The sequence below is a fragment of the Catenisphaera adipataccumulans genome (genome assembly GCF_014202755.1).
GTDB classification, from domain to species: domain Bacteria; phylum Bacillota_I; class Bacilli_A; order Erysipelotrichales; family Erysipelotrichaceae; genus Catenisphaera; species Catenisphaera adipataccumulans.
On sequence record NZ_JACHHK010000004.1, the window covers coordinates 130384 to 151225 of the forward strand.

Below are 20842 nucleotides of genomic sequence, written 5' to 3' on the forward strand. Positions count from 1 at the left end.
ATACACTATGAGTAAGATCGGTGTCGTAGGTGCCGGAACGATGGGACAGGGCATTGCCCAGTCTTTCGCCAGCGCCGGAAACCAGGTAACCGTCTGCGATATCAAATTAGAATGGGCGCAGAACGGAATCAACAAGATCGGTGCGAAACTGGACAAACTGGTATCGCGCGGAAAAGTAGAACAAAGCTTTGCGGACGAAGTAAAAGGCAACTTAAAAGCCGGCGAATATGCTGACTTGGCTGATGCAGATTACATCGTCGAAGCCGTTCTGGAACAAGTATCCGTTAAACAGGATCTGTTCAAACAGTTGGATGACATCTGCAAAGATTCGACGATCTTCTGCACGAATACATCCAGCCTGTCGATCACGGAGATCGCAAACGGAATCAAACATGAAGTCATCGGTATGCACTTCTTCAACCCGGCTGACCGCATGAAACTGATCGAAGTCATCCGCGGTGAGAATACTGCAGACGCAACCAATGATGCAGTCATCGAACTGTCGAAACAAATCGGCAAAACGCCGGTACAGGTCAACGAAGCCCCGGGCTTTGTGGTAAACCGTATCCTGGTGCCGATGATCAACGAAGGCATCTTCGTTCTGCAGGAGGGCGTTGCCAGTGCTGAAGATATCGATACCGCTATGAAGTTAGGCGCAAACCATCCGATGGGACCGTTGGCATTGGCTGACTTGATCGGCTTGGATATCGTATTGGACGTAATGGAAGTTCTGTACACAGAAACCGGCGACTCGAAATATCGTCCGTGCACGCTGCTGAAGAAAATGGTACGTGCTGGTAAATTGGGCCGCAAGACCGGCGAAGGATTCTATAAATATAACTAATTGCCGGAATTCAAGAAGTGGAACGCCATTGTTTCCACTTCTTTTTTAGAAAGGAATACAATCATGGAAAACGTATTATTTGAAAAACAAGGACATGTATCCATCATCACCATCAACCGCCCGAAAGCATTGAACGCTTTGGCAACGGAAGTTCTGCAGGACCTGGAAAAAGTTGTGAATCAGGTCGCAGAAGACAAAGACACTTATGTCGCAGTGATCACCGGAGCCGGTGAGAAGAGCTTTGTGGCCGGTGCCGATATTGTCGAAATGAAAGACAAGAGCGTAGAAGAAGCAGCAGAATACAGTGCATACGGAAATAAGATCTTCCGTCAGATCGAACAACTGCACTGTCCGGTCATCGCAGCGGTCAACGGTTTTGCGTTAGGCGGCGGCTGTGAGTTAGCAATGTGCTGTGATATTCGTATTGCCAGTGAAAATGCGGTATTCGGACAGCCGGAAGTTGGTTTGGGAATCACACCAGGCTTCGGCGGTACGCAGCGTTTAGCACGTTTGGTGCCGACGGGTATTGCGAAGGAAATGATCTACACGGCACGCAACATCAAGGCCGATAAAGCATTGGAGATCGGTCTGGTCAATAAGGTCGTAGCGAAAGAAGAATTAATGCCGGCAGTCATGAAACTGGCCAATACCATTGCGAAGAATGCACCGATCGCGGTTGCTCAGTCGAAGAAATCGATCAACGATGGTCTGCAGATGAACATCGATGACGGTGTTGCAAATGAAGTCAAGAACTTTGCTGACTGCTTCGCGACCGAAGATCAGACATATGGTATGGAATGCTTCGTCAACCGTGTAAAAGATAAGGAATTTAAAAACAAATAGGGGCGCAGATCATGGATTATCGTTCCGAATATGAGAATAAAAAAATTACGGCTGCACAGGCCGCTGAATTGATCCACAGCGGCGATTGGGTCGACTATGGATGGTGCAGCGGTACGCCGCATGATATCGATATTGAGGTCGCGAAACGCCTGCCGAAATTGGAAGATGTAAAATTCCGGGGCGGCATTCTGCTGACGCGTCCGGCCATCTTCGATGTCGAAAATGCTGCGGAACATATGACTTGGAACTCCTGGCATATGACAGGTGTTGAACGGGCGACGGTCAAAGCCGGCTTTGGTTTCTATGCGCCGGCCCGTTATTCCGAACTGCCGCGTTACTATCGTGAAAACGTCGAGCCGGGTGATGTCGCTTATCTGGTTGTTTCACCGATGGATAACTTTGGCTATTTCAGTTTTGGACCAAGTGCTTCGCATTTAGCCGATCTGTGTGATAAAGCGAAGAAAGTCGTTGTCGAAGTCAACGAGAACATGCCGCGCTGCCTGGGCGGATTCCGTACCGGAATCCACATTTCCCAAGTCGACTATATCGTTGAATCGACCAATACACCGATCCCGGAATTGCCGAGCGGCGGTGCGACCGAAGTGGATCAAAAGGTTGCCGAGCTGATCGTCAATGAAATTCCGGACGGTGCCTGCCTGCAGCTAGGAATCGGCGGTATGCCGAATGCGGTCGGTTCGCTGATCGCACGCAGTGACTTAAAGCACTTAGGTGTCCATACCGAGATGTATGTGGATGCGTATGTCGATATGGCGAAGGCCGGCAAGATCGACGGCATGAATAAAAGCCTGGATAAAGGACGTCAGGTTTATGCCTTCGGTGCCGGAACCAAGAAACTGTACGATTACTTGAATGACAATCCGGAATGCATGTCGGCACCGGTCGATTACACCAATGATGTGCGCGTGATCGCCCAGCTGGACAACTTCATCTCCATCAATAACACCGTGGATGTGGATCTATACGGACAGGTCAGTGCTGAATCATCCGGAACCCGTCAAATCAGCGGTGCCGGCGGTCAGCAGGACTTTGTCATGGGTGCTTACTTATCCAAAGGCGGCAAGAGCTTTATCTGCTGCTCGTCAACGTATACGAACCACCAAGGAGAGACATTCTCTCGGATCGTTCCGACGCTGAAGCCGGGATCTGCCGTAACGGATACGCGGCCGAATACACACTATGTGGTAACCGAATATGGCCTGGTCAATCTGAAAGGATTGAACACATGGCAGCGTGCCGAGGCATTGATCTCGATCGCACATCCTGACTTCCGTCAGCAGTTGGTTGAGCAGGCGGAAAAGATGCAGATCTGGAAGACACACAACAATCATTTTGAATTTTAAAAATACGCTTCCTTCGGGAAGCGTTTTCTTTTTCTGATCGATCATGGAAAAAAGCAAGGATCAAAGAATTTTTCGAATTTTTTCCCCGTATCACTAGATTCAATGATAAAATAACAGCGGAGGGATGAATATGCTAAACTTTCGAAATGATTACGGAGCAGGCTGTATTCCCGAAATTCTGGAAGAAATCAAGAATAACAACAATATCGTTCATACTGGCTACGGATTGGATGAACAGTGCGAAAAAGCCAAAGAGGTCATTCATTCGAAGATGCCGGATAACGATGTAGATATATATTTTGTGCAGGAAGGAACGCAAGCGAACATCGTGATGATCCGCTGTGCACTGAAAAGCTATGAGGCGGTCATTGCGCCGGATACCGGTCATATTGTCCGTCATGAGACCGGCGCGATCGAAGCGACCGGACATAAAGTTATTATCGTACCAAATCACGACGGCAAGATCACACCGGATGAAGTACAGAAAACGTACGAAAGCCATATGATCGACTCAGAAAAATGTGTTCTGCCGAAAATGGTGTATATTTCGAACTGTACTGAACTGGGTACGGTTTATAAGCGCGAAGAGCTGGAAGCGCTGCATGCGAAATGTCAGGAACTGGGATTGTATTTGATCATGGACGGCGACCGCATGAACACGGTCTTGATGTCCGGTGTGGATTACACGCTGAATGACTTACCGAAATGGTGTGATATGTTCAGTATCGGCGGCACCAAAGCCGGTGCTTTGTTCGGCGAGGCGGTCATTGTATCCAATCCGGAACTGAAGCCGAATTTCCGTTATGTGCTGCGGCAGTCTGCTGCTCTGATCGCCCGCGGCTGGCTGCTGGGCGTTCAGTTCCGTGCTTTGTTTGAAAACGATGCATTCTATAAGAATGCGGCACATGAAATTGAACTGGCGCAGCAGATCCAGAGTTTCCTGCATGACAACGGCTACTCGCTGCTGATCCGCAGTGAAACGAATCTTGTATTCCCGGTACTGACCAAAGAACAGTTTGAGTATCTGGCAGAGTATGTCGATTTTGATGTGTGGGAAAAACGCGATGATATGCTGATCATCCGACTGGTGACCAGCTGGAGCACCACGCAGGAAGAAGTCGATCAATTGTGCACTTATTTAAAGAAGGCCAGTGAACTGGTATAAGTCCAGCCTAGGATACCGTTTTTCTTGATTTGAACCTGATCTCCATAGGGGAACACGATTTTGACGTGTTCTCCTTTTTTTAATGGCATCTGATAGTTGGTGTATTCGGATACCTTATGATCACGGTAGAAAGCTTCATCGACCCAAAATGAACGATTTAAATGCTCATTGTACACATACAGCTGGCGGCCTTCACATTTCCGGATCGTTACATGGCCTTCATTCCAATTGACGAAAAACGGCAGCACGGTTTGTGCCGGGACATCTTCAAGCACCGTGGTTTCCGGCAGGTCATCCCAGGATGCATAGGAAACCCGATTGCCCTCCAGGATCAGTGCGTTGAGCTGACCGCTGGATTTGACCACGTTGCCGCCGTCGATCGAGTAGATGTTCCTGCTGGCATCGTAAATGGGATTGAAGGAGGCGATCCGCCGGCAGTATTCTGTTACCGGCATATGGCCGACCACGACCCGTTTCTCAAAACGGGGAAGATCCTCCCGTAAATAAAATGAATGATTGATGACTTCCCGAAAATCATCTCCATAGTGATCCGGTGATTGGATCGCACTGTGCGCAATGATCGTATCCGGCGTTTCGATGACATGCGGCAGATCATTGACAAATGCCAGTTCCGCAAGAAAATGCCGGCGGATGGTCTGACAAAAAACCGCCATGTCGGTATCCGGCTTGATCTTCAGGCCCAGCTCGGCGCCCATTTCATTTAAGACCGAACCCGGCCGCATCAGCAGGATCTTGCGCAGAAAAGTCAGGCGATAGGAATACAAGGCGTTCTTGCAGACAAAATCACAGTTTCCCATGATGCAGTGAACATCTTCGGTCTGGCTCTGACGCATCAGCTCATGCAGGATCGCGAGATTATCATGGCCTTTTTCAAGGAAATCGCCGTCGATGATCAAACGATCGATCTGCGGACGGTAGCCGACCTTTTTCAGCAGCGCATGGTAAGCTTTTAAGTTAGCGTGAATATCACTGATGATGATCGTTCGGCCGGCATGGGCATCAAGCGATCGGATGACGACATTTCGGTTCATGGGTTCCTCCTGTTATCGATGAAATAAGAATTTCAGAATTTCCGGCACTTCCAGGCTCCAGTCTGCTTCACAATGACGGCCTGAGGGTTTGACATTAAAATACACCGGAAAGTTTTTCTCGATCAGCCGATTGGCCAGCTCCGTACACATTTTGGTCTCGTAGACAAAAAGATGATCGCCGTTCTCCTTGGCGCCCCAGGACAGATAGAACGCGGTATCCGGGCTGATCACTGTCTCTTTGGTGAGCTGCAGGAACTGCTCATACATCGGGGCAATGAACGGTGAAACACAGACCGCTTTGGAAAAGACGGCACTGTGCCGTATGCCCGCAAAGTAAGCCATCGTACCGCCGCAGCTGGATCCGCCGATCCATGTAAAACGACGGTCGCGAAGCGTCGGATAATGCGCATCAATATAAGGCTTCAGCGTCTGGACGAAAAACTGCATCGTCCGATCGCCTTGTCCTTTCACAGGTTCTTTTTTAAAAACGGCTTCTTCAAAATCAAACGGACTGTATTCACTGATGCGGTTATCTCCGACATGGCTGCATTCCTGTCCGACGACGATCAATTCCTTGTGCATTTTTTGGATCGTATCAGCCAGATGCCAGGATGTGCCGTAGGTGGCTTCGCTGTCTTCAAATAAATTGTGGCCGTCGAACATATAGAGCACCGGATAACAGCGGCCGGCTTCCCGCCAGTCATCCGGCAGATATAAATGGATACGCCGCTCTTCATCAAAGGGCGGCATATACAAGTTAAATTTTTCGATCACTTACGTCAGACCTTTCTTCGTCCTGGCAGACATCGATCGTTTCCATCGCGGCATCAAAGAAGCGGCTGCGCTGCTTTTTGGATGTGAACAGTGCCAGGACGGCAACATCACCCATGGCGGAAGCAAAAGCCGGCGGCAGATAGATGGTGTCGATGATCTCATCCGAGAACATACTTTCAATTTCCTCTAAGGAATAGCGGTAATTCAGCTTGAAGCGGCGGCCCGCAAAACCGGCTGAAAAACGATGCAGCTTGGAGTAAGAGGCATTCTGCGTCAGCAGTACTTCTGCCCATAACTGATAGACATCCAGACTGCCGGCATAGTTCATCAGATCCGGCGAGAAGCCTCCGGGCGGCCGGAAGTTCATTTCCAGGCCAATGACATCGCCTTTTTTGCCTAAGCCTTCTTTATCGGCTGTCAGGCGGAAGTATTCGCCGTGGAAGAAACGGTTTTTAATACCGAACGCACGGATGACCCGCTGGGCCAGATCGCGGTATTCCTGCTTGACCTGGAAGGCTGTGTAGCATCCGATGCTCAGCTGGTAAACGACACTGTCCATACAGTTGCCGACATATTCGAGTGAATTGATATAACGGATGATGCCGTTTTCATCAGCAATGCCGTCAATGGTAAAGACATCGCCTTCGACATACTCTTCAAGGATCATTTGATATTGTTTGGTCAGCTGATAGATCTTGGCCAGTTCCCGGTCGCTTTCGATCTCGTAGGTCGAACTGGCTCCGACGCCGTGATCGGGCTTCATGACCAGCGGATAACCGACTTCGCGGGCAAATGCCTGCGCTTGTTCCAACGATTCCACCAAGGTATACCGGGCGGTCGGCAGGCCGGCTTTCTGATAGTATTTTTTCATGGCAGCTTTGGATTGGAATTCACGGATGGTCGCATGATCGAAACCAGTGGTCACGTGGAAGTCATCCCGCAGTCTGGCATCCAAGTCCATCCAGGCTTCATTATTTGACTCGATCCAGTCGATCTTGCCGTATTTGAAAGTGAAATAACCGCAGGCGCGGACCATGTCGTCGTAATTATAAAAACTTTTAACAACATAGATCTCATCACAGTATTCTTTTAGTTCCGGCTTCAGTGAATCATAAGGCTGGTCGACAATGGCCAGCACGGTAGCGCCGTATTTCTTCAGTCCCCGCGCAAACATCCAGTAGCTTTCTGGATAATTCGGAGAAATCAACACAAAATTTGTCATGAGTTTATCCTTTCCATACCAATACGTAAGATCGCAATAACAGTTTTCGCATCATCGATCGTCCCGTCCTTGACTTGACGGAGGGCTTCATCGATCGGCATCCAGACCAAGTCGATGAATTCATCGTCATCACAGGCCAAACGCTTGTCCGCCGGCTTGGGATCGACGGCTTCAAACAGCCAGATGCGCTCATCGCAGAATCCCGGCGTCGTCAAAAAAGAGGTGGCTGGCTGCAGATGTTCGCAGGTGAGCCCGGTTTCTTCATTTAATTCCCGCAGGCCGGCCGTTTCCGGATCTTCGCCGGGACGGCGTTTGCCGGCCGGGATCTCCAGGGTTTTTTGATCGATCGCATGACGATACTGACGCACAAGCAGGAGCTTGCCGTCCTGGATCACGATCACGCCGACCCCGCCGGGGTGCTTGAAGACCTCTTTGGTCAGGGTCATGCCTTCCAGATCGAAGGTACGTTCGTAAAGTACACCGGCCGTCCCTTGATAGATTTTTACATCTTTCATCAGTTCACCGCCTTTACAAAAGCTTTTGTGATGGCTTTGGCGATGGTCTGCTGATAGGACTCATCGGTCATTTTTTTATAGTCATCCGCATTGGTTATATATCCTAAATCGATCAGAATAGCTGGTGTGCTGCTGTCAAGGATCGCAAAATTATCGTAGTGATCACTGTCGGCTCCCAGAAACTGGGAATAGCTGATCGAATTCAGTTCGTCGGATAGGTCACCCGCCAGCTCGATCATCTGATCGTCATTTTGGGTGAAGATAGAATATCCTTTGACAAAAGGATTGGAATCATGGTTCAAAGAGATGCTCAAAATATAATCCGCATCATTTTTTTCGGCAATTTCAAGCCGCTCACTATCCGACAATGTCGTGTCGTTGTCCTCACGGGTATAAACGACTTTATAGCCGGCATTGCTTAACTGACTGCCGATTGCCTGAGAGAGATCCAGCACCAGTTCTTTTTCTGGTGTGGTATCATCGGATGTATATCCCGCATCATCGCCGCCGTAAGTCGGGTCGATGCAGATGGTCGCTTTTGATTTACATTTCTTTATATCGATATTTTCATTGGTGGTCGGCGTTCCGTTTGTATTCGTCGGGACCCGGCTGCTGCCGTAGCGTAAAGAAACATTCAGATTCGGCTGAATGACGAGTGCCAGAAAGATGGCGATACAAAGATAAATCACTGCTTTTTTCATAAAATAATCATATCACAAAAGGCCTTCTTTATATATTTTTAATTCAAGATTTGTTATACTGTGAAACGGTGATAAAATGGAATTTAATGTATCCATCGAACAATTTGACGGACCTTTGGATCTGATGCTGCATCTGATCAAAGAAAACAAATTGGATTTAATGGATTTGAATCTCGATGTACTGGCCGAGCAGTATATCGATTATATTCATCAGATGCAGGAAATGCATCTGGAAATTGCCAGTGAATATTTAACCGAGCTGGCTGGTTTGATCGAATACAAGTCGCGGAAACTGCTGCCGCGGGAAAAACCCGAACTGGAAGATGAATATGAGGAAGATCAGCGTGAAAAGCTGGTACGACGTTTATTGGAATATCAACAGTTCAAGGATGCATCGCAGACCTTGCGTACGCAGTTTGACCGCCGGCAGAAACAGTACACACGGCCGCAGGCTTCGATGGTCGAATCGTGGATGCAGATAAAATCCGACGGTACGATCGAACCGCAGTCGGTCTATGAACTGCTCAAAGCGATGGACCGGGTGTTAAAACGGCATGCGATCCTGCAGCCGTATGAAACGAAGGTCACGATCAAAGAGTTATCGGTCGAAGAACGGCTGGAACAAGTGAAAGCACGGATGAAAAATGAAACCCAAGCCATCCTGTTTGAAACCTTATGTGAGGACTGCACTTCGCTGCATATGATCATCGTGACATTTCTGGCGGTCCTGGACTTGGTCCATCAAAATGATTTGATTTGTTATATGGATGAAAACGAAGCCATTTGGATCCGGAAAGGAGCGGCACTATGAAACAGAAAACCATCATTGAAGGGTTGATTTTTTTGGCCGGGGAAGAAGGACTGACCTTTGAACAAATTTGTTCGGCACTGGATCATCCGGTCAACGATGCGGTCGTGGAAGATCTGGAAACGCTGAAAAAACAATATGACGATCCGGATTCCGGCATCGAACTGACCGAGTTTTCCAATCGCTATAAATTCATCACCAAAGAAGCGATCTACCCGTACGGACAGCGGATCTTCGAACATGCCAAACCGGCTTCCTTGTCGCAGGCAGCGCTGGAAACGCTGGCCATCGTCGCATACAAACAGCCGATCACGCGGGTGGAGATCGAAGAGATCCGCGGCGTCAACTGTGAAGTGATGCTTAAAAAACTGCAGGCACAGGGACTGATCGAAGCCAAAGACCGTCTGGATACCGTCGGTAAACCGCTTTTATATACGGTGACCGATGAATTTCTGGATGCCTTTGAACTGAATACGCTGGCGGAACTGCCGGAACTGCCGCAGCACGACGGTGAAGAAGATCTATTCGGAAATGAGGAAGAAGAATAAATATGGAACGTTTACAGAAAGTCATTGCGCAGGCAGGGGTCTGCTCGCGGCGCAAAGCGGAAGAATATATAACGGCCGGCAAGGTCAAAGTCAACGGCAAGGTCTGCACTACCTTGGGCACGAAGGTCTCGGGTAATGATTTGATCGAAGTCAACGGCACGCCGATCGAACGGGAAGATGCCGTCTATTATGTTTTTTATAAACCCAAAGGCTGTGTATGCACCGTATCCGATGATCTGGGCCGGAAAACGGTGATGGATTATCTGCCTAAGGACAAACGCATCTATCCGGTCGGACGGCTGGATTATGACACCAGCGGGGTGCTGCTGATGACCAACGACGGGGCGTTCACGAATTTGATGACGCATCCGCGCTATCATATTCCGAAAACATATGTCGTGAACTTACAGGGAAGACTGGAAAAAGAAGACGTTAAAAAGATCCGCAAAGGATTCAATGGCTATCAGCCGGCCAAGATCTTCTTTTTGGACAACGATCCGGAACGGGACCGGATGCGGTTTGAACTGACGATTTATGAAGGAAAGAATCATGAAGTCAAAAATATGATGAAAGAACTGGGCTATGAGGTGCGCCGTCTGCATCGGAAAACATTCGGTACGATCACGGCAGATGATCTGCGCCCGGGGCAATATCGTCGTTTAAAACCGCATGAGATCAAAGAACTCAAACGGCTGGCACAGGAGGGATCACGATGAAACAAGTGTTTATCGATGAAATCGGTCATACAGGCAGCCGGGTCGTCTTGAATGAAGAACAGGCCCATCATTTGTTTGATGTGCTGCGGATCCAGAAAAAGGAAGTCGTACGGGTCGTCGACAATCATTCGCAGGTCTTTTTGGCCCATCCGGAAGACCGTCCATATTTGTATTTGTTCAATGAAATTGAAGTGCTCAGCCGCCTGCAGCACGTGACCTTATGCGCCGCCTTGATCAAAGGCGACCGCTGGGAATGGATGCTGCAGAAAGCCTGTGAGCTGGGCGTGACCCGCATCGTTCCGTTCACGTCCCGTTTTACGGTCGTGCATATCGATGAAACAAAAGAAAAACGCAAACTGGAACGTTGGACGGCCATCTGCCGGAACGCCTGTGAGCAATGCAACCGCAGCGATCTGCCGGCCATTGAGCCGATCCAGACCGTCGAAACACTGCGGAACTTCCAGGGCGTGATGAATTTGGTCGCTTACGAAAAAGAAAGCGAGCACCATTTGGCGGAATTTCTGGCACAGGATCCGGAGTCGATCACATTCTGTATCGGTCCGGAAGGCGGATTTGCACCGGAAGAAATCGACTTGCTGAAAAACGATCACTTTCAGACTTGTTCCCTGGGGAATCAGATCCTGCGCGCGGAAACCGCGGTCTGCTACGTGTTGTCTGCCATTGAATATCAGCGCCATATCAAGGGGGAAAACTAATGCGTTTTCATATCGAGACATTGGGCTGTAAGGTCAATGCCTATGAATCTGAATATTATATTGAAGGTCTGAAACAGCTCGGTTATCAAGAAGTCGGTGCCCATGAACCATGTGATATCTGCATCATCAATACATGTGCTGTCACCAACACCGCGGCTCATAAATCCCGTCAGAAGATCCATCAGGCAAAAAAAGACAATCCCGATGCGTACTGTGTCGTGGTCGGCTGCCTGCCGCAGTTTGTCAGTCGGGAACAGCGGGAAGCCCTAGGCGCGGATCTGATCATCGGCGCTGATCATAAAAATGAAGTTCCGCAGCGCATCGACCGACTGGTCAAGACGGGCCGGCCGGATGACTTGGTCGAAGAAGTCAGCACGTTTCATCATTTTGAAGCGATGCCCATCCGCACCTTTGAAAATCAGCACCGTGCATTTCTGAAAGTACAGGATGGATGCAACCAGTTTTGTTCCTATTGTGCGATTCCGTTTGCGCGCGGCAGGGAACGAAGTCTGCCGGCCAAGCAGGCCGTGCAGGTCGCAAAGCAGCTGGCCGATGCCCATCATTTGGAAATTGTGCTGACCGGCATTCATACCGGACGGTATCATGACGGCAGCACCGATCTGGCCGGCTTGCTGAAGGAAATGCTTGCTGTGACACCGGCATCTGTGCATTTCCGCATTTCAAGCATCGAGATGACGGAGGTCAGCGATGAACTGATCGAATTGATGCGGGAAAATCAACGGATCTGCCGCCATCTGCACATTCCGATCCAATCCGGCTGCGATGCAACGCTGCAGCGGATGAACCGGCCGTATACTGTCGAACAGTTTCAGTCCCGCATCGATCAGATCCGAAGCGCATTGCCGGACGTATCGATTTCAACCGATGTGATCGCCGGTTTTGTGCAGGAAAGCGAAGCTGAATTTGAAACAACGATGCGAAATCTCGAAGCCCTGCAGTTTTCGTTCATGCATGTCTTCCCATACTCGAAACGTTCCGGTACGAAGGCAAGCACCATGTCTGGGGAGATCAACGGGAAGATCGCCAAGGCACGGGTCAGCAAGCTGCTGGCCTTATCCCAGGCGCTGCGTCTAAAAGACATGGCACGCTTTGATACGCTCGAAGTTCTCATTGAAAGAAAACAGGGAAATTATTATACTGGATATACGAGTCAGTACCATCCGGTACGGATCAAATCGGATCAGCCGCTGAGCGGCAGGCTGATCGTACATCCGGATTCATTGGATGAAAACGGATATCTCGTGACATTAAAGAGGTGAAACTATGCGATTGAGTAAATTGTTTAAAAACGCACCGACCACCAATGTGACCGGGCTGTGTTTTGATTCGCGTAAAGTCAAACAAGGAAATATTTACTTCTGCCTGCCGGGCATGACGCATGACGGACATGAGTATATCGGCCAGGCCATTGAACGGGGTGCCATCTGTATCGTTCATTCCAGAGAACTGACGCCGGAGGAAATGCCGACCGGTGCGATTTATATTCGGGTCAACGATGTGATGGCAGCCATGAATCAGTGTGCCCGCATCTACTATTCTTCCCCGAGCGATAAGTTGCTGATGTACGGCATTACCGGCACCAACGGGAAAAGCTCGATTGCCAATATCATCCGCAACATCCGGAACTTGAAAGAACCATGCGGCTACATCGGTACGATTGCGATCGAATACGGCAATGTGCGTCTGCAGCCGGATCTGACGACACCGGATGCGATCTTCCTGCAGGAAAAGTTATCAGATATGGTCCGCTGCGGCATGAAAGCCTGTGCACTGGAGGTTTCCAGCCATGGACTGGCGCAGCACCGGGTCGATGCGATTGATTTCGATGTGGCTGTTTTTACCAATCTGACGTATGATCACTTAGATTATCATGGTACGATGGAAAGCTACTTCAATGCCAAAAGCATCTTGTTCAAGGACCGTGTAAAAGCCGACGGTGTTTCGATCCTGAATATTGATGATCCGAAATTTCCGGAACTGAAGAAGTTATCCAAAGCCAGAGTGATCAGCTACGGGGTCAATACCGAGTGCGACTACCGGGCCATCAATGTGGAGATCCTGCCGAATCAGACGAATTTCGATCTGATTTACGAAGGGATGGCGTATCCGGTCAAGACCAACTTGGTCGCAACATATAATGTATATAACTTGCTGGCGGCGATCGCTGCTTTGCATGAAACAGGTATGGACCTGGAAACGATCCTGCCGGCTTGTGAAAATCTGCCGCAGATCGACGGCCGTTTGGAGCAGATCAACCTGGGACAGGATTTCCATGTGATCGTCGATTTTGCGCATACGCCGGATGGTATGGAACAAATGATGCAGTTCGGCCGTAAGATCGCCGGTAATCATCAGGTCATCGCGGTGTTCGGGTCGGCCGGCAAGCGCGATGTCGCGAAACGAAAAGTGTTCGGACAAATTGCCGATCAGTATTGTGATTCGATCATTTTAACGGAAGACGATCCGCGGGATGAAGATCCGAAAGAGATTGCCGATCAAATCAAAGAAGGCATTAAGACGAAACCGCATATCTTTATTCAGGATCGTTATGAAGCCATCCGCCAGGCCGTCGAGAGCGCAAACAAGGGCGATGTGGTGCTGCTGCTGGGCAAAGGTGACGAACCATATATCTATCGGGAGAACGGCCGGGCGCCGTATAAAGGCGATAACGTGATCGTCAAGGAGTGCATTGAAAAGTATGCTCTGGATCACGAGGACGATGAAAAATAAACGTTGCATTTTCATAGTTGAACAGATATAATAGTAACGGTATCTCGGGAAGGGAGGTTTGTTTGTAATGCCGAAAGTCGTTGTTAAGGAAAACGAGCAATTGGATGACGCATTAAGAAGATTTAAACGTCAAGTTTCTCGTAACGGTACCCTTGCTGAGGCGCGTAAAAGAGAGTTTTACGTAAAACCAGGTGTGCGCAGAAAGTTAAAGCCTGAAGCAGCACGTAAAGCACGTAGAGGAAAGTAACGAATCTGCATTTTATGCAGATTTTTTCTTTCGCAGGAGGTCGTCGTGGCATATAGAACCATAGATATTTCGCAGCATTCCATTGAAGAGATCCAGATCTTTGCCGGTGCGCAGGATGCAAATCTGGATGTATTTGAAAAGCATTTTAAGACGCGTTTTTCCATGCGCAGTTCAACATTACGTTTTGAAGAAACCGCAGAAGCGGATCTGATCGAACAGGTGGTGGATGTCTGCTTTCAAATTGTAGATACGTATTATAAATTAAGCGGTCAGGATATCGCCTATATCATTCAGCTGGGACGCAAAGGACAGCTGTCCAAATTCAAAGTCCATCAGCTGATCCCGGTGGGCAAGACCCGTTCCGGAAAGATGATCTATCCCAAGACATTGGGACAGGCAGAATTGTGCGATGCGTTCCGATCGAACGATATTGTTTTTGCGACCGGTGTAGCCGGAACCGGGAAAACGTATCTGGCCGTTTGCTATGCCGTGGATCTGCTGCGGCAGGAAAAAATCGAAAAGATCATTTTAACGCGGCCGGCGGTGGAAGCCGGCGAGTCGCTGGGCTTTCTGCCGGGCGATCTGAAAGAAAAAGTCGATCCTTATCTGCGGCCGCTGTACGATGCGCTCTATGAAATGCTCGGTACCGAAACGGTAGAACGGATGATCGAAAAACAAATCATTGAAATTGCGCCGTTAGCTTTCATGCGCGGACGCACTTTGTCTCATGCCGCTGTGATCCTGGATGAAGCCCAGAATACGACCCGGGCACAGATGAAGATGTTTCTGACCCGAATGGGCGATCATACGCAGATGATCATCAACGGGGATGTCACGCAGATCGACTTGATCCGTAAACAGGACAGCGGTTTGATCGAAGCCTGCCGGATCCTGAAAGGCATTGAGGGAATCGGGATGGTGCAGCTGCAGGCCGGGGATGTGGTCCGTCATCCGTTGGTACAGAAGATCATCGAGCGCTACGCAGAGATTGAAAAAGAGAGCTCAAACTGATATACTAAATAAGAAATTTTGGAAGGTGAAAAACGATGGGTAGACATTTTGAAGTACGCGCGGCGTCGATGCAGAAGACTGCCAACGCCAAAGCGAAAGTATATTCTAGATATTCAAAGGAGATCCTGGTCGCCGCTAAGAACGGCGATCCGGATCCGGACATGAACCAGGCTTTGAAAAAGGCCATCGAACGTGCAAAAGCAAACAATGTTCCGAATGACGTCATCAAAAGAGCCATTGATAAAGCAAAATCCAACACGAGCGAAAACTATTCCAGTGCCCGCTATGAAGGATTCGGCAACGGCGGCTCGACGATCATCATCGACTGTCTGACGGACAATCCGAACCGTACGATTGCTTATTTGAGAGCCTGCTTCAATAAGTCCCATGCAAAACTGGGCGTTTCCGGATCGGTTTCCTTCGGTTACGAGCATTTAGGCGTGATCGTCATTCAGTACGATGACGAAGATGCGATGATGGAAGCGCTGTTGGATGCGGACATTGATTTGCATGATATTGAAGTCGAAGAAGGCTATATGACCATTACTGTCGATCCGACACAGCTGGACGATGCCAAGAAGGTCATTGAAAAATTGATCCCGGATGTCAAATTTGAAGTCTTTGAAGATAAGATGGTTGCCAATGACATGGTCAATCTGCAGGGAGAAGATCTGGAACTGTTCCAGCGTCTGGTCAAACTGCTGGATGATGTTGACGATGTGCAGCACGTATACCATAACGTAGAAAACATTAACGAAGCCGCTTAATCCGTTGAAAAAGAGGGAACGCAGACCGAGCAGCACAGAGAGAAACAGGTTGGTGCGATGTTTCATGTGAGGATGCGCTCAGACACTTTGGAGGAGTCAGGTGTCCAAGCCTGACCGTTCGTCGCGTTAAGACGTCAAGCGTACAGAGCAATCTGTAAAATAAGGTGGTACCGCGTTTCAAACGTCCTTATAGAGGGCGTTTTTTTATTTATAGGAGGAAAAGAAACATGAGCTACAAGATCCCGCGCGGCTGTCAGGATATCTACGGCGAGAAGTCGTATCAATGGCAGTCACTGGAGCGAACCATTCGCGAATTCTGCTATTTGTATAACTATGATGAGATCCGCACCCCGATTTTTGAACATACAAATGTGTTCAAGAGGGAAAATGACTCGAGTGATATGGTCAATAAAGAAATGTATACTTTTCAGCTGGCCAACTCGAAGACTTCGCTGACCATCCGGCCGGAGGGCACTGCCGGGGTCGTGCGCAGTTTTGTCGAAAATAAAATGTATGCCAATCCGGATCTGCCGGTCAAATTATTCTATATGGGCCCGATGGCCCGTCATGAACGGCCGCAGAAAGGACGTCTGCGCATTTTTAATCAGTTCGGTGTCGAGGCGCTGGGCAACAAATCGCCGTTTGTCGATGTTGAAACGATCACGCTGGCTTTTTCGATCTTATCGACATTGGGCCTGCAGGATATCAAAGTCTGCATCAATACACTAGGCGACGATGCTTCCCGTCAGGCATATCATGATGCGTTGAAGGAATATTTTAAACCATACCTGCCGGAACTTTGTTCCGACTGTAAGCGCCGGTATGAGCAGAATCCGCTGCGTATCCTCGACTGCAAGGTCGATCATGATCAGCCGTTTATGAAAGACGTACCGGTCATGAAAGATTATCTGACCGATGAGGCACGGGAATACTTTGAGACCGTGCTGAACTTGCTCGATCGTCTGGAAATCCCGTACGAGGTCGATGACAAGCTGGTCCGCGGATTGGATTACTATACACATACGGTCTTTGAGATTGTTTCCATGAACAAAGAAATGGGTTCCCAGGCAACCGTATTGGCCGGCGGCCGCTATGACAATTTGATTCCATATTTCGGCGGACCGAAAGGCATGTCCGGCATCGGCTGGGCATTGGGAATGGAACGTCTGCTGATCGCACTGGAAGCCGAAGGCGCTGATCTGGGCGGTAAACCGGACCTGGACTGCTATGTCATGTGCCTGGGAGAAGATGTACGTATGTATGCATTTGAGGCAATGACCGAACTGCGGGCCGGCGGCTATCGCTGTGAAATGGATATGATGAATCGTTCGTTCAAAGCCCAGTTCAAAGCGGTTGACCGGGCGCATGCGAAGATGGTGCTGATCTTAGGCGAGGATGAGATGAAAGCCGGTCAGGTGACGATCAAAAATATCAAAACACAAGAACAGAAAACAATGGACCGCGACAAACTGTTGGAGTATGTCGATTCGGTTTTATGGGAGGAATAGATTATGGAAAGAACACATCATAACGGTGAGCTGCGTGCGCAGCACGTCGGCCAGCATGTTGCACTGGTCGGCTGGGTCGCGAAGAAACGGAACTTCGGACAGCTGGTTTTTATCGATCTGCGTGATCGCTCCGGTATCGTTCAGCTGGTTTTCAATGAAACGTTTGCGGAACTGACCAAGAAGATCCGTAATGAATATGTGATTCATGTGACTGGTACCGTTGTAAAGCGTCAGGAAGCAAATCCGGATCTGCCGACCGGAGAAATTGAGGTCAAGGTCGAAACGGCCGAGATCATCAACGCAGCCAAAACGACACCGCTGATCATTGCCGATGAGACCGATGCGTTAGAAGATACCCGGCTGACCTATCGTTATCTTGATCTGCGCCGGCCGATCATGCAGAAACGGCTGATGATGCGCCATCAGATCTGCCGCAGCATTCGTGATTATCTGGATCATCATGATTTTGTGGAGATCGAAACGCCGATGTTGGGCAAGAGCACGCCGGAAGGCGCCCGTGATTATTTGGTACCCAGCCGTGTGCATCCGGGCAGTTTCTATGCGCTGCCGCAGTCTCCGCAGCTGTATAAACAATTATTGATGATTTCCGGTTTTGAGCGGTACTATCAGTTTGCGCGCTGCTTCCGGGATGAGGATCTGCGGGCCGACCGTCAGACGGATTTCACACAGGTGGATATCGAAACGTCGTTTTTGACCGAAACCGAAATTCAGGAAATGATGGAAGAGATGCTCGTCAAGCTGATGAAAGAAGTCAAAGGCATCGACATCAAACGACCGTTTTTGCGCCTGACCTATGATGAAGCGATGAATACGTATGGCAGCGATAAACCGGACAACCGCTTCGGCATGAAGCTGCAGGATCTCTCGGATCTCTTCGCTGATTCCGAATTTAAGGTCTTCCGCAGCGTGTTGGCTGACCATGGCGTGATCAAAGCCATCGTCGTGCCGGGCTTCGGCGGGATCTCCCGCAAGAAGATCGACCGCTATACCAACCTGGCGAAAAAGAACGGTGCTAAAGGACTGGTCGTTCTGAAGGAAAAAGACGGCGATCTTGCTGGATCCGCCCGTAAATTCTTAAGTGATAACGAAGTACAGGCACTCTTTGAACGATTGACCATTCAGTCAAACGATGCGGTCTTCATCGTCAGCGATGCCTGGGATACGGCTTGTACCGTATTGGGGGCGCTGCGCAATGAGATCGGCCGTGAACTTGGTTTGAAGAAGAAGGATGAATTCTCGTTCTTGTGGGTCGTGGATTTCCCGATGTTCGAATGGAGCGAAGAACAAAACCGCTACATGTCGATGCATCACCCCTTTACGCAGCCGAAGGAAGAAGATCTGCCGAAGCTGGATCCGGCACTGACCAAAGTCAAGGGCAGTGCGTTAGGCGAGATCCGGGCCAATGCTTACGATATCGTATTGAACGGATATGAACTGGGCGGCGGCAGCCTGCGTATTTATGACAATGATCTGCAGACGAAGATCTTCGAATGTCTGGGCTTCACCGATGAAGATATCCGGCAGAAGTTTGGTTTCTTTATCGATGCGTTCCAGTACGGCACACCGCCGCACGGCGGCCTGGCATTCGGTCTGGACCGGATCGCGATGATCCTGACGGAATCTGATTCGATCCGCGATGTGATCGCATTCCCAAAAAATGCCAAAGCAACGTGCATGATGTCCAAAGCGCCGGCACCGGTCGATCCGGCCCAGCTGGAAGAACTGCACATTGCGATTACCGAAAAAGAAGAAGAGTCATGTTGAAAATGCATGACTTTTTTCATTTCCTCTTTTCAAATTGTTTCTTTTCGCTTATGATATTTACATTGGACTATAAGGAGAGAGCATGAACAAGAAGAAAAGTGAAAGCGGCTTTACCGGTCAGCTCGGTTTTGTGCTGGCAGCCGCGGGCAGTGCTGTCGGTGTCGGGAATATATGGCGATTTCCATATTTAGCGGCAAAGGACGGCGGCGGTCTTTTTATTTTGATTTATTTGATTTTGGTTGTCACGTTCGGATTCACGCTGCTGACATCCGATATTGCGATCGGCCGGAAAACGAAACAAAGTTCGATCAAAGCGTATGAAACGATGAAACCAGGATGGGGCTTTTTAGGTAAGCTGACCTTCCTGGTCCCCGTATTGATCATGACCTACTATGCGGTCATCGGCGGCTGGATCACACGGTATATCCTGGTCTATGTGACCGGCATGATGCATGCGGCAGCCGGGGATACCTTCTTTTCCGACTTTATCACCTCGACGACTTCGCCGGTGATCTATTCCTTGTTTTTCATGTTATTGACGGCATGGATCATCTACCGCGGTGTGCAGGACGGGATCGAAAAGATCTCCCGGATCGTCATGCCGATCTTATTGGTGATGATCATCGGCATTGCCGTCTACGCGATGACGCTGTCATATACTTCAAACGGTGCGACGCGCACCGGTCTGGATGGACTGCGGGTATATTTGACCGTGGATCTGTCCGGCATGACAGTCCAGAAATTCCTGCAGGTGATGCTGGATGCGATGAGTCAGTTGTTTTTCTCACTGAGCGTTTCCATGGGCATCATGATCACCTATGGTTCGTATGTAAAAAATGATGTCAATTTGGGCAAGGCAGTCACGCAGATCGAAGTCTTTGATACGGTGGTTGCGCTGCTGGCCGGCATGATGATCATTCCTTCGATCTATGTCTTTTCCGGCATGGCAGGCATGCAGGCCGGACCAGGTTTGATGTTCGTTTCGCTGCCGAAGGTTTTTGATGCGATGGGCACGCCCGGCATCTTTGTCGGTCTGGCATTTTTTATCATGTCGGCCTTTGCCGCATTGACGAGCTGCATTTCTGTATTAGAGGCCATCACGGCCAACTGCATCCAGATCTTTGATAAGCCGCGGGAATCGGTCACCAAAGTCCTGGCAGTCATTTATTCGATTGCTTCGGTGATCGTTACGCTGGGCTACAGTATTTTCTATTTTGATGTGACGCTGCCGACCGGAGCACATGGTCAGCTGTTGGATGTAATGGATTACATCAGCAATAGTTTTTTGATGCCGCTGATCTCGTTCTTATCTGCGATCTTGATCGGCTGGATCGTTAAACCAGAATGGATCATTGGTGAAATGGAACGCAACGGGGAAAAATTCCGCCGAAAAAAACTATATGCCTTTATGATTAAATACATCGTACCGGTCATCATGATGGTTCTGTTTTTGGAGTCGGCCGGTTTCTTCAACCTCATTTTCTGATGGTCAATTTGACCGTTCTGCC

Annotated in this window: 21 protein-coding genes and 1 other annotated feature; of the genes, 16 read left to right on the plus strand and 5 right to left on the minus strand. The window is 49.2% G+C overall.

Going from position 1 to position 20842, the window contains the following annotated elements:
* The first annotated feature begins 7 nt into the window (after positions 1-7).
* From HNQ47_RS06400 to HNQ47_RS06415, 4 genes are all read left to right on the plus strand, one after another.
* Positions 8-844 (plus strand): 3-hydroxyacyl-CoA dehydrogenase family protein, encoded by an 837-nt coding sequence (locus HNQ47_RS06400; RefSeq protein WP_183328570.1) that lies wholly within the window; start codon positions 8-10, stop codon positions 842-844.
* A 63-nt stretch (positions 845-907) separates the two neighbouring features.
* Positions 908-1687 (plus strand): enoyl-CoA hydratase-related protein, encoded by a 780-nt coding sequence (locus HNQ47_RS06405; RefSeq protein ID WP_183328571.1) that lies wholly within the window; start codon positions 908-910, stop codon positions 1685-1687.
* A gap of 11 nt (positions 1688-1698) precedes the next feature.
* On the plus strand, positions 1699-3048 hold the full coding sequence (locus HNQ47_RS06410; protein WP_183328572.1) for a butyryl-CoA:acetate CoA-transferase: 1350 nt from the start codon (positions 1699-1701) through the stop codon (positions 3046-3048).
* A gap of 130 nt (positions 3049-3178) precedes the next feature.
* Entirely contained in the window at positions 3179-4213 is a 1035-nt protein-coding gene (locus HNQ47_RS06415; RefSeq protein ID WP_183328573.1) for a threonine aldolase family protein, read from the plus strand.
* Here HNQ47_RS06415 and HNQ47_RS06420 read toward each other — a convergent pair.
* The 5 genes from HNQ47_RS06420 to HNQ47_RS06440 are packed head-to-tail and all read right to left on the minus strand — an operon-like array spanning position 4183 to position 8477.
* The gene (locus HNQ47_RS06420; RefSeq protein ID WP_183328574.1) at positions 4183-5265 is read right to left on the minus strand and encodes a metallophosphoesterase; all 1083 of its coding nucleotides are present in this window, start codon (positions 5263-5265) and stop codon (positions 4183-4185) included. The two genes, HNQ47_RS06415 and HNQ47_RS06420, sit on opposite strands and share 31 nt — an antisense overlap.
* 12 nt (positions 5266-5277) lie before the next feature.
* The gene (locus HNQ47_RS06425; RefSeq protein WP_183328575.1) at positions 5278-6015 is read right to left on the minus strand and encodes an alpha/beta hydrolase; all 738 of its coding nucleotides are present in this window, start codon (positions 6013-6015) and stop codon (positions 5278-5280) included.
* 7 nt (positions 6016-6022) lie between these two features.
* Positions 6023-7261, minus strand: a complete 1239-nt coding sequence (locus HNQ47_RS06430; protein ID WP_183328576.1) for an ATP-grasp domain-containing protein — start codon at positions 7259-7261, stop codon at positions 6023-6025.
* Positions 7258-7776 (minus strand): NUDIX hydrolase, encoded by a 519-nt coding sequence (locus tag HNQ47_RS06435; protein WP_183328577.1) that lies wholly within the window; start codon positions 7774-7776, stop codon positions 7258-7260. The genes HNQ47_RS06430 and HNQ47_RS06435 overlap by 4 nt, the downstream gene beginning before the upstream one ends.
* Entirely contained in the window at positions 7776-8477 is a 702-nt protein-coding gene (locus HNQ47_RS06440; RefSeq protein ID WP_183328578.1) for an N-acetylmuramoyl-L-alanine amidase family protein, read from the minus strand. The genes HNQ47_RS06435 and HNQ47_RS06440 overlap by 1 nt, the downstream gene beginning before the upstream one ends.
* 76 nt (positions 8478-8553) lie before the next feature.
* Here HNQ47_RS06440 and HNQ47_RS06445 point away from each other — a divergent pair, with 76 nt between their 5' ends.
* The 12 genes from HNQ47_RS06445 to HNQ47_RS06500 all read left to right on the plus strand — a co-directional run bounded on the left by HNQ47_RS06445 (position 8554) and on the right by HNQ47_RS06500 (position 20820).
* A complete protein-coding gene (locus HNQ47_RS06445) occupies positions 8554-9288 on the plus strand; it encodes a segregation and condensation protein A (RefSeq protein ID WP_183328579.1) in 735 nt (244 codons plus the stop codon).
* Complete coding sequence (gene scpB, locus HNQ47_RS06450) at positions 9285-9833, plus strand: SMC-Scp complex subunit ScpB (RefSeq protein ID WP_183328580.1); 549 nt, start codon at positions 9285-9287, stop codon at positions 9831-9833. The genes HNQ47_RS06445 and scpB overlap by 4 nt, the downstream gene beginning before the upstream one ends.
* A 2-nt stretch (positions 9834-9835) precedes the next feature.
* A complete protein-coding gene (locus HNQ47_RS06455) occupies positions 9836-10549 on the plus strand; it encodes a pseudouridine synthase (RefSeq protein ID WP_183328581.1) in 714 nt (237 codons plus the stop codon).
* Positions 10546-11265 carry an RsmE family RNA methyltransferase gene (locus tag HNQ47_RS06460; RefSeq protein WP_183328582.1) on the plus strand — a complete coding sequence of 240 codons (720 nt, stop codon included), beginning with the start codon at positions 10546-10548 and terminating at the stop codon, positions 11263-11265. Before HNQ47_RS06455 ends, HNQ47_RS06460 begins: the two co-directional genes overlap by 4 nt.
* Positions 11265-12545 (plus strand): tRNA (N(6)-L-threonylcarbamoyladenosine(37)-C(2))-methylthiotransferase MtaB, encoded by a 1281-nt coding sequence (gene mtaB, locus HNQ47_RS06465; protein WP_183328583.1) that lies wholly within the window; start codon positions 11265-11267, stop codon positions 12543-12545. Before HNQ47_RS06460 ends, mtaB begins: the two co-directional genes overlap by 1 nt.
* A 4-nt stretch (positions 12546-12549) precedes the next feature.
* Positions 12550-14016: a UDP-N-acetylmuramoyl-L-alanyl-D-glutamate--2,6-diaminopimelate ligase gene (locus HNQ47_RS06470; RefSeq protein ID WP_183328584.1), complete on the plus strand. Its 1467-nt coding sequence runs from the start codon at positions 12550-12552 to the stop codon at positions 14014-14016.
* 67 nt (positions 14017-14083) lie between these two features.
* Positions 14084-14263 (plus strand): 30S ribosomal protein S21, encoded by a 180-nt coding sequence (gene rpsU / locus HNQ47_RS06475; RefSeq protein WP_183328585.1) that lies wholly within the window; start codon positions 14084-14086, stop codon positions 14261-14263.
* A gap of 45 nt (positions 14264-14308) precedes the next feature.
* Entirely contained in the window at positions 14309-15274 is a 966-nt protein-coding gene (locus HNQ47_RS06480; RefSeq protein WP_343052928.1) for a PhoH family protein, read from the plus strand.
* Between the two features lie 35 nt (positions 15275-15309).
* Entirely contained in the window at positions 15310-16041 is a 732-nt protein-coding gene (locus tag HNQ47_RS06485; RefSeq protein WP_183328586.1) for a YebC/PmpR family DNA-binding transcriptional regulator, read from the plus strand.
* Positions 16037-16233: a binding site (T-box leader), on the plus strand. Its footprint overlaps the gene before it by 5 nt.
* A gap of 35 nt (positions 16234-16268) precedes the next feature.
* Complete coding sequence (hisS, locus tag HNQ47_RS06490; RefSeq protein WP_183328587.1) at positions 16269-17549, plus strand: histidine--tRNA ligase; 1281 nt, start codon at positions 16269-16271, stop codon at positions 17547-17549.
* A gap of 3 nt (positions 17550-17552) precedes the next feature.
* Positions 17553-19334: an aspartate--tRNA ligase gene (gene aspS, locus HNQ47_RS06495; protein WP_183328588.1), complete on the plus strand. Its 1782-nt coding sequence runs from the start codon at positions 17553-17555 to the stop codon at positions 19332-19334.
* Positions 19335-19416: 82 nt separating this feature from the next.
* The gene (locus tag HNQ47_RS06500) at positions 19417-20820 is read left to right on the plus strand and encodes a sodium-dependent transporter (protein WP_183328589.1); all 1404 of its coding nucleotides are present in this window, start codon (positions 19417-19419) and stop codon (positions 20818-20820) included.
* Positions 20821-20842 lie beyond the last annotated feature (22 nt).

Coding starts and splice junctions, on each gene's coding strand:
- aspS (WP_183328588.1), top strand. CDS start 17,553: ATGGAAAGAACACATCATAACGGTGAGCTGCGTGCGCAGCACGTCGGC.
- HNQ47_RS06460 (WP_183328582.1), top strand. CDS start 10,546: ATGAAACAAGTGTTTATCGATGAAATCGGTCATACAGGCAGCCGGGTC.
- mtaB (WP_183328583.1), top strand. CDS start 11,265: ATGCGTTTTCATATCGAGACATTGGGCTGTAAGGTCAATGCCTATGAA.
- HNQ47_RS06410 (WP_183328572.1), top strand. CDS start 1,699: ATGGATTATCGTTCCGAATATGAGAATAAAAAAATTACGGCTGCACAG.
- rpsU (WP_183328585.1), top strand. CDS start 14,084: ATGCCGAAAGTCGTTGTTAAGGAAAACGAGCAATTGGATGACGCATTA.
- HNQ47_RS06405 (WP_183328571.1), top strand. CDS start 908: ATGGAAAACGTATTATTTGAAAAACAAGGACATGTATCCATCATCACC.
- hisS (WP_183328587.1), top strand. CDS start 16,269: ATGAGCTACAAGATCCCGCGCGGCTGTCAGGATATCTACGGCGAGAAG.
- HNQ47_RS06485 (WP_183328586.1), top strand. CDS start 15,310: ATGGGTAGACATTTTGAAGTACGCGCGGCGTCGATGCAGAAGACTGCC.
- HNQ47_RS06415 (WP_183328573.1), top strand. CDS start 3,179: ATGCTAAACTTTCGAAATGATTACGGAGCAGGCTGTATTCCCGAAATT.
- HNQ47_RS06400 (WP_183328570.1), top strand. CDS start 8: ATGAGTAAGATCGGTGTCGTAGGTGCCGGAACGATGGGACAGGGCATT.
- HNQ47_RS06430 (WP_183328576.1), bottom strand. CDS start 7,261: ATGACAAATTTTGTGTTGATTTCTCCGAATTATCCAGAAAGCTACTGG.
- HNQ47_RS06500 (WP_183328589.1), top strand. CDS start 19,417: ATGAACAAGAAGAAAAGTGAAAGCGGCTTTACCGGTCAGCTCGGTTTT.
- HNQ47_RS06425 (WP_183328575.1), bottom strand. CDS start 6,015: ATGCCGCCCTTTGATGAAGAGCGGCGTATCCATTTATATCTGCCGGAT.
- HNQ47_RS06420 (WP_183328574.1), bottom strand. CDS start 5,265: ATGAACCGAAATGTCGTCATCCGATCGCTTGATGCCCATGCCGGCCGA.
- HNQ47_RS06435 (WP_183328577.1), bottom strand. CDS start 7,776: ATGAAAGATGTAAAAATCTATCAAGGGACGGCCGGTGTACTTTACGAA.
- scpB (WP_183328580.1), top strand. CDS start 9,285: ATGAAACAGAAAACCATCATTGAAGGGTTGATTTTTTTGGCCGGGGAA.
- HNQ47_RS06470 (WP_183328584.1), top strand. CDS start 12,550: ATGCGATTGAGTAAATTGTTTAAAAACGCACCGACCACCAATGTGACC.
- HNQ47_RS06455 (WP_183328581.1), top strand. CDS start 9,836: ATGGAACGTTTACAGAAAGTCATTGCGCAGGCAGGGGTCTGCTCGCGG.
- HNQ47_RS06445 (WP_183328579.1), top strand. CDS start 8,554: ATGGAATTTAATGTATCCATCGAACAATTTGACGGACCTTTGGATCTG.
- HNQ47_RS06440 (WP_183328578.1), bottom strand. CDS start 8,477: ATGAAAAAAGCAGTGATTTATCTTTGTATCGCCATCTTTCTGGCACTC.